Raw genomic sequence first — 13,884 nt, forward strand, 5'->3', positions numbered from 1 at the left:
TTTTCAAAAATACGGATTATTGGCAATCACATTCTTAAAATAAAGATAAAATATGTTACATTTGATTTTCTCAAATACTATAAAAATGAAATTACTCAGATTGATTGTATTAGGAAGTTTACTATCCGCTTCAACCTCAACCTACTCGCAATTCACAGACCAGATCAATTCCAACCGTCCCGGAAAATCTGCCGGAGCTTTTGCGGTTGGTAAAAAAGTATTCCAATTGGAATCAGGGTTGTATTACATCAATGAAAACCACGATGTTCTTGATTATAAAGCCAATGGTTTTGGTTTAGATCTCACTGCTCGTTACGGTATCTGGAGAGAACAGTTCGAATTAACTTTGGACGTACAATACCAAATGGATAAATACAAAAGCGTCATACTGAACGATAACAGAAGTGGCTTACGAAATACTACATTAGGTGCAAAATACTTGTTTTACGATCCGTATAAAAAAGGTGAAGAAAAACCTAATATTTATAGCTGGAAAGCCAATAAAAAATTCAAATGGAAAAGCCTTATTCCTGCAATCTCAGGTTACGCAGGAATTAATTATACTATGGACAATGACTACAGTATCCCAAACGAAGCAACTGTTAGTCCAAAAATTATGTTGATTACCCAAAACCACTTCAAAGGAAAATGGGTTTTTGTAACCAATTTAATTGCCGACAAAATCACTTCAGATGCTAAAAACTTTGGTTATATCCTTACCGTTACCTATGGTGTAAATGAAAAATGGTCGGCATTTCTAGAAAACAAAGGAATAAAAGGCGATTATTACTCTGACGGAATTTTCACTTTAGGTGCCACTCACTTATTGATGGACAATTTACAAGTCGATGCTTCTATCAGTAAAAACATCAAGACCACTCCTGGATTGGTTTATGGCGGTATCGGTTTCTCATGGCGTTTCGATAAAAAACATAAAGACATCGAAATCAAAGATGGTAAAGAAGTAAAAGAAAAGAAAGAAGAAAAGTCTAAAAACGGAGTCTTATCCGAAGAAGACTTGAAAAAAGCCGAAGAAAAAGCAGCGAAAAAGAAACGTAAAAATAAAGACGAAGATTTACCTGAAAAATCTACACAGGAACAAGAAGAACAAAAAACAAAACGTTTAGAAGACGAAATTGAACCCTAAGCCATGATCAAAATAATTGAAGCCAATTCTAAAGATGCAATCAAACAATTTGTCAAATTCCCTTTTTCACTATACAAAGACAGTCCGTATTGGGTACCTCCTTTGATTCAGGAAGAAATCGAAACTTTTGACAAAACCAAAAACCCGGCTTTTAGTAATGCCGAAGCTCATTTCTACTTGGCTTATAAAAACAATGCAATTGTAGGCCGAATCGCTGCCATTATCAATTGGGATGAAGTAAACAATCAAGGAAAAAAGAAAGTGCGTTTCGGATGGTGGGATGTCATAGACGATATCGAAGTCACCAAAGCATTACTTGAAAAAGTGTACGAATTCGGACGACAAAACAACCTAGAGCATGTAGAAGGTCCAATGGGTTTTTCCAACCTAGACAAAGTAGGTGTTTTAACCGAAGGTTTCGACGAAATAGGCTCCATGATTACTTGGTACAACTTCCCTTATTACAAAACCCATTTAGAACAATTGGGCTACGTAAAAGAGAAGGAATATCTGGAAAACAAATTCCCTTTTTCGAATGTAAAACCGGAATTCTTCTTGAAAGCACAGGAACTGATAAAAAAACGCTACGAACTTCGACCTGTCAACTTTACTAAAACAAAAGACATCATGCCGTATGTGGATGAAATGTTTGACCTCTTCAATCGATCGTATGCCAACTTATCGTCTTTTGTTGCTATTAATGATGTACAGAAAGAATATTTCAAAAAGAAATACATTGGTTTTATCAATCCGGAATACATCAAATTTGTAGTGGATAAAGACAATAAAATTATTGCTTTCAGCATCGTAATGCCAAGCTTCGGCGAAGCACTACAAAAAGCAAAAGGTAAACTATTCCCTTTCGGTTTTTATCATTTGCTAAAAGCTAAAAAACAAAGCAAAGAAGTATTATTCTATCTTATTGGTGTCGATCCAGAATACCAAAGCAAAGGTGTCACAGCGGTTATTTTTAACGAATACTACAACACCTTCAAAGCCTTGGGTATCGAACAATGTGTGCGTACTCCGGAATTGGAAGACAACGTTGCCATCCATAATATCTGGAAACACTTTGATCCCGTTATTTTCAGAAGAAGAAGAACCTACAAAAAAGATTTATAAAATAAAAAACCATCCTAATCTGGATGGTTTTTTTTATAGGTTTCATTTTCTTAAATTAAGAAACGTCAACTGTCGTTTTATCAGCAATCGCTTTATACGTTCCGTTTGTCAATTTCTCACGGATCGCTTCAAAGGCAGACAATGTCTCAGCAATATCTTCTAATGTATGCGTCGCTGTAGGAATCATTCTTAATAAGATAATTCCTTTAGGGATTACCGGATATACAACGATAGACAAGAAAATATTATAGTTTTCACGTAAATCGTTCACCATTACCATTGCTTCTGGAATAGATCCTTCTAAATATACTGGAGTAACACACGTATTAGTATCTCCAATATTGAATCCTCTTTCTTTTAATCCGTTTTGTAATGTATTTACGTTCAACCAAAGTTTGTCTTTTAACTCTGATGATTTACGCAATAACTCCAAACGTTTCAATGAACCAATTGTTTGAATCATTGGTAACGCTTTAGCAAACATTTGCGAACGTAAATTGTATTTCAAATAATCAATAATATCTTTATCTGCTGCTACGAAAGCTCCAATATTAGCCATCGATTTTGCAAACGTAGAGAAATACACATCAATTCCGTCTTGACAACCTTGCTCCTCACCTGCTCCAGCTCCTGTTTTACCTAATGTACCAAATCCATGTGCATCATCAACCAATAAACGGAAATTGTATCTACTTTTCATTTCAACAATTTCTTTCAACTTACCTTGTTGACCGCGCATTCCGAAAACACCCTCAGTAATGAATAAAATTCCTCCTCCAGTTTCTTCTGCTAATTTAGTCGCACGTTGTAAGTTTTTCTCCATGCTTTCAATATCGTTGTGCTTATACGTAAAACGTTTACCCATATGTAAACGAACACCGTCAATAATACAAGCATGCGCATCCACATCATACACAATCACGTCATTCTTAGTCACTAAAGCATCAATAATAGACACCATCCCTTGGTAACCGAAGTTTAACAAATATGCTGCTTCCTTCATTACGAATTCAGCCAATTCATTTTCCAACTGCTCGTGGTACGTTGTATGACCTGACATCATACGCGCTCCCATCGGATAAGCCGCTCCGTATTGCTGAGCCGCTTCAATATCTGCTTGACGTACTTCTGGATGATTTGCTAATCCTAAGTAATCGTTAATTGACCAGTTTAATATTTCTTTTCCGTGGAATTGCATTCTTGGTCCTAATTCTCCTTCCAACTTAGGGAAAACATAGTAACCCTCTGCTTGTGAAGCCCATTTCCCTAACGGACCTTTATTGTTTTGAATTCTTTCAAATAAATCTTTCACCATGATAAAATTGTGTTTTAAAAACGCCCCAAAAGTAATTATTTCTGTCTTTTAAACATAATTATTTAGCAAAATAATGCACTCTTTTTTACGAACAGCCGTCTCTTTATTTCTTAAAAATCAAAGCTTATAAATTTTAAAACCATATATTTAGCTTCACAAAACGAAAGTAGTTTCACAAAAGCACTTTCCTTCATTTATAATTCTGCTATTCTTGGCTATGATCGAAAAAAATTCTTCAGAAAAAAACAATCTTAAAAGTATTTTAGGAGTAGGTTTTGGCATTGCCGTTACAATTGGTGGTGTCATTGGTTCGGGAATCTTATACAACCCTGGCATCATTGTCGGTTTGCTACAAAATCATTGGCTCATTCTTCTGTGTTGGCTATTGGGCGGATTGTATTTAATAATGGCTATTGGTGCTTATTCCGAATTAGGAACAATGATTCCGAAAGCCGGTGGCCCTTATAACTACGCCGAAAGAGCATTTGGCCCCTACCTAGGTTTTCTTACAGGTTGGTTTGACTTTCTGGTCAATTCGCTCGCTCCTGCTTATATTAGTATTGCCATCGCCGAATATTTAGCGCTCTTGTTTCCAACTTTAAAAGGATACGAAATTCTAATTGCCATTAGCATCGTGGTTGCTTTTACTGCATATCATATTGGTGGTGTGAAAAACGGAGATATCTTTCAAAAAATCACAAGTTTGCTGAAAGTTTGTGTTTTCGCTTTTCTGATTATCGCTTGTTTTTATTTTGCCTTCGGAAAGAGTTTGCTTTTTAATGAAACAACCAATACAACTCCTTTGGCTCAAGGTGGAATAATCATTGCTATTTTTAAATCGCTCCAATTGATTATCGGAACGTATGGCGGATGGAACGCTGCTTGTTATTTTGCCGAAGAATTTAAAAACCCGGGTAAAGAATTACCTAAATCGCTCTTCATCGGTGTCATTATTGTCATTATCATTTATATTCTTTTCAATACGGCTTTATTAAGTGTGGTACCAACCGCTGTTTTATCAGGCTCTTCTCTTGCCGCTTCCGATGCAGCTACCCTAATTTTTGGCAAAACCGGAGGTGTAATTTTTACCTTGATTGCCATTTTATCACTAACCAGCATCCTCAATGCTTTTATCATGGTGCCTTCGCGAATTTTATTTGGTTTAAGCCGAAGTGGCCATTTTATTCCTCAAGGTGCTATTATCAACAAAAAAGGATCTCCATACATTGCTATGGGTATCATTTGCCTACTCGAAATCGTTTATATTTTTTCCGGGTCTTTCTCTGAATTGTTTGCATTAGGTACTTTCACCGTTTTAATTGTAGACGGATTAGCCTATGCTTCGGTAATTAAATTACGAAAATCGGAACCGGATTTACACAGACCTTATCGCCAAAAAGGATTCCCTTTCAGTAGTTGGCTTCTAGTTGGTGTCGTGCTTGCTTTATTAACAGGGTTTGCCATTGCCGATTATAAAAGCTTACTTGTTCTAATTGGGATTGTTATTGCTTCTTATCCTGCATTCAATTTGTTGAAGAGGAAATAAACAACCTATTGAAGAATTAGCGATACATTCAGAAGGTTTCTTCCTTTGAATTTTGAATGTATTCCTTCAACCCAAAGAAAACGCTTTACTGTAATAAGAATTCTTGCTCCTGTCCTTATGAAATTTCTTTCGGTAAAAAGGAATCCAACAACCGAATACTCAAATTATCGAACAATCTAAAGAAAAAAACCTACATTAGTTACATCTTAAACTATTCCAATGTCAAATAACATCTTGAAAGAACTGCCGGAATTGCTGTCAAACGGAATTATCACCGATGAAGTTGCAGCAAAAATCACCGACTATTACAAAAGAAAGGCATCAACAAATCCAAACCGCCTCTTTACCATTTTTGGAATACTGGGAGCGATCTTGGGCGGCTTAGGTATTATATTAATTGTAGCACATAACTGGGATGACTTTTCCATTACTACAAAAACCGTAGTGGCATTTATCCCTTTGGTACTTGGCCAAGTGGCTTGTTGGTATACATTGAACAAACTACCGAACTCAATCACATGGAAAGAAAGCAGCGCTACATTTCTGGTATTCGCCATCGCCGCAACCATCTCATTAATTGCCCAAATTTACAATCTCCCCGAAGACATGGAAGGATTTCTACTAACATGGATCGTACTTTCTCTTCCATTAGTATACATCATGCGCTCTTCATTCACATCACTTCTCGCTATCCTAGGCATTGTCTGGTATTGCTCGGAAGCACATTACGATTATCCAAAATCAAATGGATGGATACATTGGTTATTACTACTAACACTCGTTCCTCATTATTATAATTTAATTAAAAACCATCCATCATCGAACTTTACCCGATTCCACCATTGGTTTTTCGCAGGTTCCCTTCTTTTTTGTCTACCTAGTATTTCTAAAGAACCCAACACATTAATGCTTATCGGTTTTGCATCGTTATTGGCTATATTTTACCTCATCGGAAAACAAAATTTCTTTTTGAACAACAATCAAAACCGAAATGCGTATTGGCTCATTGGAAAAGCCGGCACACTATTTCTACTCTTTATTCTTAGTTTCAAATTTCCATGGAACGAAATAGGAAGAGAAAATGAGAAGGTAAATCAATTGGATTCATTGGTATGGATCACACTTTTCATAACTGCAATTGTACTATTGTATATGCACCTAAAGAAAACCAAACTTTTAAAAATCAATCCTGTAAGCCTTGGATTTGTTCTCATTACGATTTTGTATAGTCTCGCAGGAAATGAAAACGCTTTTATAATTACGGTCGTTAATATATTTGTTCTTGCTATTGGTGTTACAGAAATTAGAAATGGAGCAGAAAGCAACAGTTTATACAAACTCAACTTCGGGTTACTGATTATTTCCATATTAACCATTTGCAGGTTTTTCGATACCAATATGAGTTTCGTTGTTCGAGGCGTATTATTTATCGGTATCGGTCTTGGTTTCTTCCTGATGAATTACTATCTACTAAAAAAACGCAAACAAAATGAAAACTAAAACCCTAGTCCTTATAGCATTTTTTGTTATGGTTTTTGCGCAACTTGCTGTTCCAGTTCAAATGGTAACGCACAACAATGACGTACTGGAAACCGGAAAATTGTACAAATTCAAAACACAACCTATTGATCCCTATGATCCCTTTAGAGGTAAATACATCAACCTATCATTTGAAGAAGATGATCTTTTCATCAAAAAAGAAATTCCAACAGCCAATGCTATTTATGCCACGCTTACCACTGAAAAAGGGTTCGCAAAAATCAGTAAAATTAGTAACCAAAAACCAAAAAGTGGTGATTACATTAAACTGAATGACGTTAGAATGTATAAAACTGTAGACCAATATCAAGTACTTTTAAACTTTCCTTTCGATCGCTTTTACATGAACGAATACAAAGCACCCGAAGCAGAAAAACAATACAACCAAGCCGTATCAGCAATACAAAACAATGTGTATGCATTGGTCGCTGTAAAAGATGGAGAGGCAATTGTGAAAGATGTAATTATTAATAACATTTCAATCAAAGACTACAGCAAGCAAAAGACTAAAAAAGAAAAGCCACTCTAAAGAGTGGCTTTTCTAACGAATTAATCTTCTAAAATTAAAGAACAAATTCTAAATGGAGTTAAAATTTTGAAAAATAGTGAAACAGATGTGGTATTAACTTTTAAAAAACATTTGACTTTTGTCCCCAATCTAATAGTTTTTTGTAGTATTCTGTTCTCTAGGTTTTTTTAATTCATTCTTTTTAAGATTAGATTCTAGTTAGTTTGCTTGTTCAATTAAAACTTATATGTCAAAAGTATATCAGATATCTGAATGTTGTGTACGGTTTTTCCGCATTTCTTGTTAAACTTTAGATTTTTCTTACTTTTGAAAAAAATAACACTCAATGCAACTCGTATTCGCTTCCAACAATAAAAACAAGATCAAGGAAATTCAACAATTAGTTCCTTCACATATTAAAGTAGTAAGTCTTGAAGATATCGGATGTTTTGTAGATATACCTGAAACGGCTACTACTATAGAAGGCAATGCCCTACTTAAAGCCAATTATGTAACCGAGCATTTTGGATATCCCTGCTTTGCCGATGATAGCGGATTGGAAATTGATGCTTTAAACGGTGAACCCGGAGTTTACTCTGCTCGTTATGCCGGACCACAAAGAAGTGATGAGGATAATATGAATAAGGTATTAAGCCTACTGGAAAATGAAACCAACCGCAAAGCCAACTTTAAAACGGTCATCGCACTAAATATAAATGGTGAACAACATCAATTCACCGGAATTATTAATGGAACCATAATGACCGAAAAGAAAGGCAACAATGGATTCGGTTATGATCCTATTTTCACTGCTGATGGATACTCCAAAACTTTCGCCGAACTCACTTTGGAAGAAAAATCGGCTATAAGTCACCGTGGTAAAGCGGTAAAATCATTGATTTCTTACTTAGAATCTCTTTAATTTTTTTGATAAATTCTCAACAAACCCACGCTTAAATCTGTAATTCTTCAATCTTTTTCAACATCCATTTTTATAAATTATTGATTATCAAAGATTAATAAAATCACAAATAAAAAGATTCTGCTAGTTTATATCGTTTATAAACACTACTTTTGCACCCAATTTAAAAATAGATAATGAATAAATTTGAACAATTAGGATTGAATGAATCGCTACTGCTGGCGGTTAAAGATCTAGGATTTGAGAATCCGTCAGAAGTACAGGAAAAAGCGATTCCAATACTATTGGAGCAAAACACAGACATTGTTGCATTGGCACAAACTGGAACAGGTAAAACAGCCGCTTTCGGCTTTCCGTTAATCCAGAAAATCGACGCTGATGACAAAAGCACTCAAGGCTTAATTTTATCGCCAACACGTGAACTTTGTTTACAGATCACTAACGAGATTAAACAATATTCAAAATACATTAAGGGCTTACACACCGTTGCGGTTTATGGTGGTGCAAGCATTACCGAGCAGGCGCGTGAAGTAAAAAGAGGTGCACAGATTATTGTGGCTACTCCAGGACGTATGCAAGACATGATCAATCGTGGGCTTGTGAACATTAAAAACATTAACTTTTGTGTGCTTGATGAAGCAGATGAAATGTTAAACATGGGATTCTATGACGATATCTGTTCGATATTATCAGACACTCCGGATGAAAAAAACACATGGTTATTCTCGGCTACTATGCCTCAGGAAGTAGCAAGAATTGCAAAACAATTCATGCACAATCCTCAAGAAATCACTGTAGGTACTAAGAACTCAGGTTCTTCAACAGTATCTCACGAATTCTACATGGTAAACGCTCGTGACCGTTATGAAGCATTAAAACGTTTAGCAGATGCTAATCCAGATATTTTCTCGGTAGTATTCTGTCGTACAAAACGTGATACACAATCTATTGCTGAAAAATTAATCGAAGACGGATACAACGCTGCGGCTTTACATGGTGATTTATCTCAGGCACAACGTGACGGGGTAATGAAAGCATTCCGTGGTCGTCAAATTCAAATGTTGGTTGCTACCGATGTTGCTGCTCGTGGAATCGACGTAGACAATGTAACTCACGTAGTAAACTATCAGTTACCAGATGAAATCGAAACTTACAACCACCGTTCTGGCCGTACAGGTCGTGCAGGTAAATTAGGTACATCTATTGTTATCGTAACGAAGAGTGAAATCCGTAAGATTCACGCGATTGAAAAAATCATTAAACAAAAGTTTGAAGAAAAATCAATCCCTAGCGGAATCGAAATCTGTGAAATCCAGTTATTGCACTTAGCGAACAAAATCCACGATACGGAAATTGATCACGAAATCGACAACTATTTACCAGCTATCTATGAAGTTTTCCAAGACTTAACTAAAGAAGAATTGGTAAAAAGAATGGTTTCTGTTGAATTCAACCGTTTCTTATCGTACTACAAATCAAAACGTGACTTATCAAGTCAAGGTGGAGAAAGAGGCGAAAGAAGTTCAGAACCAAGAGAAATCAGAGCTGGTGATCCAGTACGTTACTTCATCAATATCGGTGCAAGAGATGATTTCGATTGGATGCAATTGAAAGACTTCTTAAAAGAAACATTGGAATTAGGTCGTGATGACGTATTCAAAGTTGATGTTAAAGAAGGATTCTCTTTCTTTAATACGGATGGTGAGCACACTGCCAAAGTAATGGAAGTATTGAATGGATTCGACCTTAACGGAAGAAGAATCAACGTTGAAATTTCTAAAAATGACGGTGGAGGAAATTCTTCACGTCGTGACCACAACGGAAGAAATTCTGGTGGAAGAAGAGAAGGCGGATTCAGAGGCGAAAGAAGTTCTTCTCCAAGAAGAGAAGGTGGTTTTGGCGGAAGAAGCGAATCGCGTTCGTCTGACAGAGCTCCAAGAACAGAAAGACGTGGCGAAGGAAGAACTTCAGAAAGAAGAAGTGATTCTTCAGACAGAGCTCCAAGAAACGAAAGACGTCCGGGTTCTATCCAAAGACGTTCTGATTCTCCAAGCGCTCCAAGAGAAAGAAGACCAAGAAGAAGCTAAACGATTTCTTATTGAATAAAAGGCCAGTGCCTTTTATGAAATAAAGTTGTTAATTTTCTTTTAAATCATAGTGAAACTACAAAATATCTAGTACTTTTAGAACTTCTAAAAATCAGTATGAAATATTTTGTAGTTTTCTTTTTGACCCTACTTTTCTCCCCGGTATTCTCTCAAGAAACAACCGTTAAAGGAACCATTATAAACGACAACACCTTAGTTCCCATAAGTAATGCGAACATTGTTAACACCAATAAAGTAAGAGGAGCCATTTCGGATAATGATGGTAATTTCGAAATCAATGCCGATGTTAACGACATAATATTAATTTCCTGCTTAGGCTTCCAGTCTATAGAAGTTAGAGTTACCAACGACTGGATAAAAAACCGTACTTCGCGAATTACACTAATCGAAAAAGCCTATGCTCTACAGGAGATTGTCATAGCTCCTTATACATTGACCGGTTATCTGGAAGTGGATGCCAAACTAATCCCGGAACGAGAAAATTACTGGTATTCTATTGCCGGTTTAACCAAAAGATATGAAGGTGGTGAAAACTCTCCCAATGCCTTCTCCCGTGTAATGGGCTCCTTATTCAATCCTGCCGATGCCTTGTATAATTTCTTTGGTAAAAAACCGAAGGAATTGAAAAAACTACGTGAATTAAAGAAAGACGACAATCTACGCACAATACTACAAACAACGTATGACCGTCAAACCATTTACGCGATGTTAGGAATCAACGAAAAGGAATTACAAGAAATCTTAGCACGTTGTAACTATTCTGAAGCGTTCATGAAAAGCGCCAATGACCTTCAGGTTTTGGATGCCGTAAGCGGATGCTACGAAGAATACAAAGTACTCAAGAAAAAATAAGTCGGTTTCTTGCAACTAATCCGTCATTATAAAAGCCTACTCTGGCTGGTACTGTTTGGTTACTTTTTCTGGTTAATGCTGGAAATTACACTCAAATACATACCCCTAAGTGCTCAAGTGGCTTTCCTGAATATCAAACAAACCGAAGTTTTAGGCGTTCCCTTATATCTTCCGATATTCTATGCACATGTATTGACCTCGGTATTTTGCCTGTTGGCAGGATTTACACAATTCAACAACAACCTACTCAATACAAAACCTCGCATTCACCGTTGGATGGGCAAACTATACGTGGGAACCATTCTATTGTTTGCGGCACCTTCAGGTTTATTTATTGGTTGTTTTGCCAATGGCGGACGCATTTCCAAAATATCGTTTGTGTTGTTAGCCGTTTTGTGGTTTTATTTCACGCTGAAAGCATTCACTTCCATCCAACAAAGAAATATCGCAGCACATCAAAAATTCATGTACCGCAGCTTTGCTTTAACCTGTTCGGCAATTACCCTACGTTTATGGAAAGTTATTTTGGTATATTTGTTCCAACCTTCACCCATGGATGTCTACCAAATCATTGCGTGGTTGGGATGGATACCGAACCTACTAATTATAGAATTCTATCTCTTTAAAAGATTTAAAATATGAAAAAACTACTTGTTGTTTCCGCACTTTTTGCTGTCTTGGTTTCTTGTAAAAAAGAAGCTGAAAAACCATTGGCACAAAAAGAAACCGTTGTCAAAGATGCCGAACAATTCAAAGAACTGTATGGCAACTGGGTGGGCGATTTCATTGCTGAAGAATACGACACGGTGGGCGAATTCGTTCACTCGAATAAAATCAACATTGTCATCAAAAACATTGTGGGCAATCAAGTGCTCGGGCAAAATGTAGTAGCCGGAAACAAACGCCTTTTATCCGGAGAAGTAAAAGTAGCCGATCTGAATGAATTCCGTTTCGAACTAAAAGAACCGGGAGATAGCAAACGTGACGGTGTATTTACCTTTATCATTAAAAATGATACCCTTGCAGGAGAATGGATTCCCAATAACCCAAAAGCAGTTGTTAAAAAAAGAGTCTACAAACTGACCAAACAAAAATTTGCCTACAATCCGAATCTGATGTTACCTAATGATGAAGACTACACACAATTCATGGACCAATATTCGATGAAAATAGACACGGTTGAATATGAAACGGAAGATGGCGAAAAAGAAACCTATGAAGATGAACTCTACAGAACGGCGTCGGATATTGTAACCAAATTAAACTCCTCCACTACCCTTTTAAAAGAAAGCGATGTGAAGAACCTTAAAAAGCTAGAACTGGAAATCTTACGCAATACCATTTTTGCACGTCATGGTTATACGTTCAAAAAGAAAACCTACCGTCAATTCTTTGATCCGGTAGACTGGTACGTACCGGTCTCTGATGATGTAGCCAACGAATTAACGGTAATTGAAAAACAAAACATCAAATTATTACAGCGTTTTGAGAAATATGCTGAAGAGAATTATGATACTTTCGGAAGGTAACACATTTATAAAAAACGGAAAGAAATACACAATATCTCAAAGCATTGCGATTCCCTTCTAATGCATGGCATAAAGAAGAAATTAATCCGAGTTAAAATCAACCTTTTTTACATAGTAACAACCCATATGTTCAAAAAAATCATAGCCGTATTTGCCTTATTATTTACATCATTGCTATTGGCACAAGTAAAAACCCGCCCAATAATTCCTTACCGTGATGGGAACAAGTGGGGATTTTGCGATACCCTCGGAAAAACAATTGTTGCTCCTTATTTTGATGAGTTAGTCGATATGAACTATTCTATTTTTGAATTCAACTTGGGAAGATTTGTTGCCAAAAAAAACAATGAATTCTTTGTGGTTGATCAAAAGAATCAATTAGTACTAGCACCAACCAAAGCCTATGATTTCGTCAAAATCAATCCTTATAACAGTAAGATGATTGAATTGTACAAAAACAACAAAATGGGGTTTTGCTTTAGTGAAAAAGAGAAATCCTTACCCGAATACGACGAGTTATTTCCGGATATTGAGGGGCGGGTAATTGTCAAAAAAGACAACAAATTCGGCGTAGTCAATTACTTTAATAAGACTATCGTACCAATTCAATACATTACCTTACATCGAGATAGCCGATACGATACTCTAATCAAAACCCATTTGAAGTTCAAATGGTATTATCAAGATGCCGATCGGAAAGAAGGCTATATCGAGGATCAAATGGTAATGGCAAAAAGCCAAACGAACGAAGAAGATGACGTTGTATTAACGAAAACAATTTCTGATATCGATATAAGAGGTTTGAACTCCCATGACGAAAAACGACTATTCAAACAGTATGACAAAATAGAAAGTGTAAGAAATTCGAATTTCTATTTGGTATATTCAAACAACAAAGTAGGCGTTTTTGATATCGAAAAAGAAGCGTTAGTACTAGCTGTCGAATACGACAACATTGAAACATTCTTGCTTGAAAAAATCTATTTTAAAGCAATCAAAAACAATGAAATAACAGTATTAAACAATCGCTTTGAGAAAATCAACACCTTTGCTATTGATGATTTGTACTACGATAGAAAGGTATCCAACTTTGTATTTGTACAATCGGGCAAAAAAGGCATCTTTTACTTTAACAATTACTACAAATACATCCCAGCCAAATATGCCGATATCCTAGAATACCATTCAATACCAATTTCTAGGGCGTGGAATTTTACCGTATTTAAAGTAAAGAATCCTGATGGAACCATTGGTTTTGTAGGAGAAAATGGCGTTGAATATTTTAAAAACTAATAG

General features: G+C 36.2%; 12 protein-coding genes. 11 read left to right on the top strand and 1 reads right to left on the bottom strand.

Translation table 11 applies throughout. From position 1 onward, the window contains the following. Positions 1 to 85 precede the first annotated feature (85 nt). Together ACFO7M_RS10620 and ACFO7M_RS10625 are read left to right on the top strand one after the other, a co-directional pair. The gene (locus tag ACFO7M_RS10620) at positions 86 to 1,147 is read left to right on the top strand and encodes a transporter (RefSeq protein ID WP_379735565.1); all 1,062 of its coding nucleotides are present in this window, start codon (positions 86 to 88) and stop codon (positions 1,145 to 1,147) included. 3 nt (positions 1,148 to 1,150) lie between these two features. Further along, a complete protein-coding gene (locus ACFO7M_RS10625) occupies positions 1,151 to 2,269 on the top strand; it encodes a GTP cyclohydrolase (protein ID WP_379719182.1) in 1,119 nt (372 codons plus the stop codon). A 55-nt stretch (positions 2,270 to 2,324) separates the two neighbouring features. Here the strand turns inward: ACFO7M_RS10625 and ACFO7M_RS10630 are convergent, their stop codons facing one another. After that, positions 2,325 to 3,584 (bottom strand): aminotransferase class I/II-fold pyridoxal phosphate-dependent enzyme, encoded by a 1,260-nt coding sequence (locus tag ACFO7M_RS10630; protein WP_379719185.1) that lies wholly within the window; start codon positions 3,582 to 3,584, stop codon positions 2,325 to 2,327. Positions 3,585 to 3,801: 217 nt separating this feature from the next. Between ACFO7M_RS10630 and ACFO7M_RS10635 the strand changes: the two genes are divergently transcribed. The 9 genes from ACFO7M_RS10635 to ACFO7M_RS10675 all read left to right on the top strand — a co-directional run bounded on the left by ACFO7M_RS10635 (position 3,802) and on the right by ACFO7M_RS10675 (position 13,881). Then, positions 3,802 to 5,130, top strand: a complete 1,329-nt coding sequence (locus ACFO7M_RS10635) for an APC family permease (RefSeq protein WP_379735567.1) — start codon at positions 3,802 to 3,804, stop codon at positions 5,128 to 5,130. A gap of 219 nt (positions 5,131 to 5,349) precedes the next feature. Continuing rightward, positions 5,350 to 6,630 carry a DUF2157 domain-containing protein gene (locus ACFO7M_RS10640; protein WP_379735568.1) on the top strand — a complete coding sequence of 427 codons (1,281 nt, stop codon included), beginning with the start codon at positions 5,350 to 5,352 and terminating at the stop codon, positions 6,628 to 6,630. Continuing rightward, the gene (locus tag ACFO7M_RS10645) at positions 6,620 to 7,198 is read left to right on the top strand and encodes a GDYXXLXY domain-containing protein (RefSeq protein ID WP_379735570.1); all 579 of its coding nucleotides are present in this window, start codon (positions 6,620 to 6,622) and stop codon (positions 7,196 to 7,198) included. The genes ACFO7M_RS10640 and ACFO7M_RS10645 overlap by 11 nt, the downstream gene beginning before the upstream one ends. 325 nt (positions 7,199 to 7,523) lie before the next feature. Continuing rightward, the gene (locus tag ACFO7M_RS10650; RefSeq protein WP_379719197.1) at positions 7,524 to 8,099 is read left to right on the top strand and encodes a non-canonical purine NTP diphosphatase; all 576 of its coding nucleotides are present in this window, start codon (positions 7,524 to 7,526) and stop codon (positions 8,097 to 8,099) included. Between the two features lie 176 nt (positions 8,100 to 8,275). Continuing rightward, entirely contained in the window at positions 8,276 to 10,186 is a 1,911-nt protein-coding gene (locus tag ACFO7M_RS10655) for a DEAD/DEAH box helicase (RefSeq protein WP_379735572.1), read from the top strand. 117 nt (positions 10,187 to 10,303) lie between these two features. Further along, positions 10,304 to 11,059: a carboxypeptidase-like regulatory domain-containing protein gene (locus tag ACFO7M_RS10660; protein WP_379735574.1), complete on the top strand. Its 756-nt coding sequence runs from the start codon at positions 10,304 to 10,306 to the stop codon at positions 11,057 to 11,059. Between the two features lie 75 nt (positions 11,060 to 11,134). Next, positions 11,135 to 11,701, top strand: a complete 567-nt coding sequence (locus ACFO7M_RS10665; protein WP_379735575.1) for a DUF2306 domain-containing protein — start codon at positions 11,135 to 11,137, stop codon at positions 11,699 to 11,701. After that, positions 11,698 to 12,588, top strand: a complete 891-nt coding sequence (locus ACFO7M_RS10670; protein ID WP_379735577.1) for a YARHG domain-containing protein — start codon at positions 11,698 to 11,700, stop codon at positions 12,586 to 12,588. The genes ACFO7M_RS10665 and ACFO7M_RS10670 overlap by 4 nt, the downstream gene beginning before the upstream one ends. A 126-nt stretch (positions 12,589 to 12,714) precedes the next feature. Continuing rightward, positions 12,715 to 13,881: a WG repeat-containing protein gene (locus ACFO7M_RS10675; protein WP_379735578.1), complete on the top strand. Its 1,167-nt coding sequence runs from the start codon at positions 12,715 to 12,717 to the stop codon at positions 13,879 to 13,881. Positions 13,882 to 13,884 lie beyond the last annotated feature (3 nt).

It is taken from the genome of Flavobacterium sp. GCM10023249 (genome assembly GCF_042653365.1).
Taxonomy (GTDB): Bacteria; Bacteroidota; Bacteroidia; order Flavobacteriales; family Flavobacteriaceae; genus Flavobacterium.

Coding starts and splice junctions, on each gene's coding strand:
- ACFO7M_RS10620 (WP_379735565.1), top strand. CDS start 86: ATGAAATTACTCAGATTGATTGTATTAGGAAGTTTACTATCCGCTTCA.
- ACFO7M_RS10625 (WP_379719182.1), top strand. CDS start 1,151: ATGATCAAAATAATTGAAGCCAATTCTAAAGATGCAATCAAACAATTT.
- ACFO7M_RS10630 (WP_379719185.1), bottom strand. CDS start 3,584: ATGGTGAAAGATTTATTTGAAAGAATTCAAAACAATAAAGGTCCGTTA.
- ACFO7M_RS10635 (WP_379735567.1), top strand. CDS start 3,802: ATGATCGAAAAAAATTCTTCAGAAAAAAACAATCTTAAAAGTATTTTA.
- ACFO7M_RS10640 (WP_379735568.1), top strand. CDS start 5,350: ATGTCAAATAACATCTTGAAAGAACTGCCGGAATTGCTGTCAAACGGA.
- ACFO7M_RS10645 (WP_379735570.1), top strand. CDS start 6,620: ATGAAAACTAAAACCCTAGTCCTTATAGCATTTTTTGTTATGGTTTTT.
- ACFO7M_RS10650 (WP_379719197.1), top strand. CDS start 7,524: ATGCAACTCGTATTCGCTTCCAACAATAAAAACAAGATCAAGGAAATT.
- ACFO7M_RS10655 (WP_379735572.1), top strand. CDS start 8,276: ATGAATAAATTTGAACAATTAGGATTGAATGAATCGCTACTGCTGGCG.
- ACFO7M_RS10660 (WP_379735574.1), top strand. CDS start 10,304: ATGAAATATTTTGTAGTTTTCTTTTTGACCCTACTTTTCTCCCCGGTA.
- ACFO7M_RS10665 (WP_379735575.1), top strand. CDS start 11,135: ATGCTGGAAATTACACTCAAATACATACCCCTAAGTGCTCAAGTGGCT.
- ACFO7M_RS10670 (WP_379735577.1), top strand. CDS start 11,698: ATGAAAAAACTACTTGTTGTTTCCGCACTTTTTGCTGTCTTGGTTTCT.
- ACFO7M_RS10675 (WP_379735578.1), top strand. CDS start 12,715: ATGTTCAAAAAAATCATAGCCGTATTTGCCTTATTATTTACATCATTG.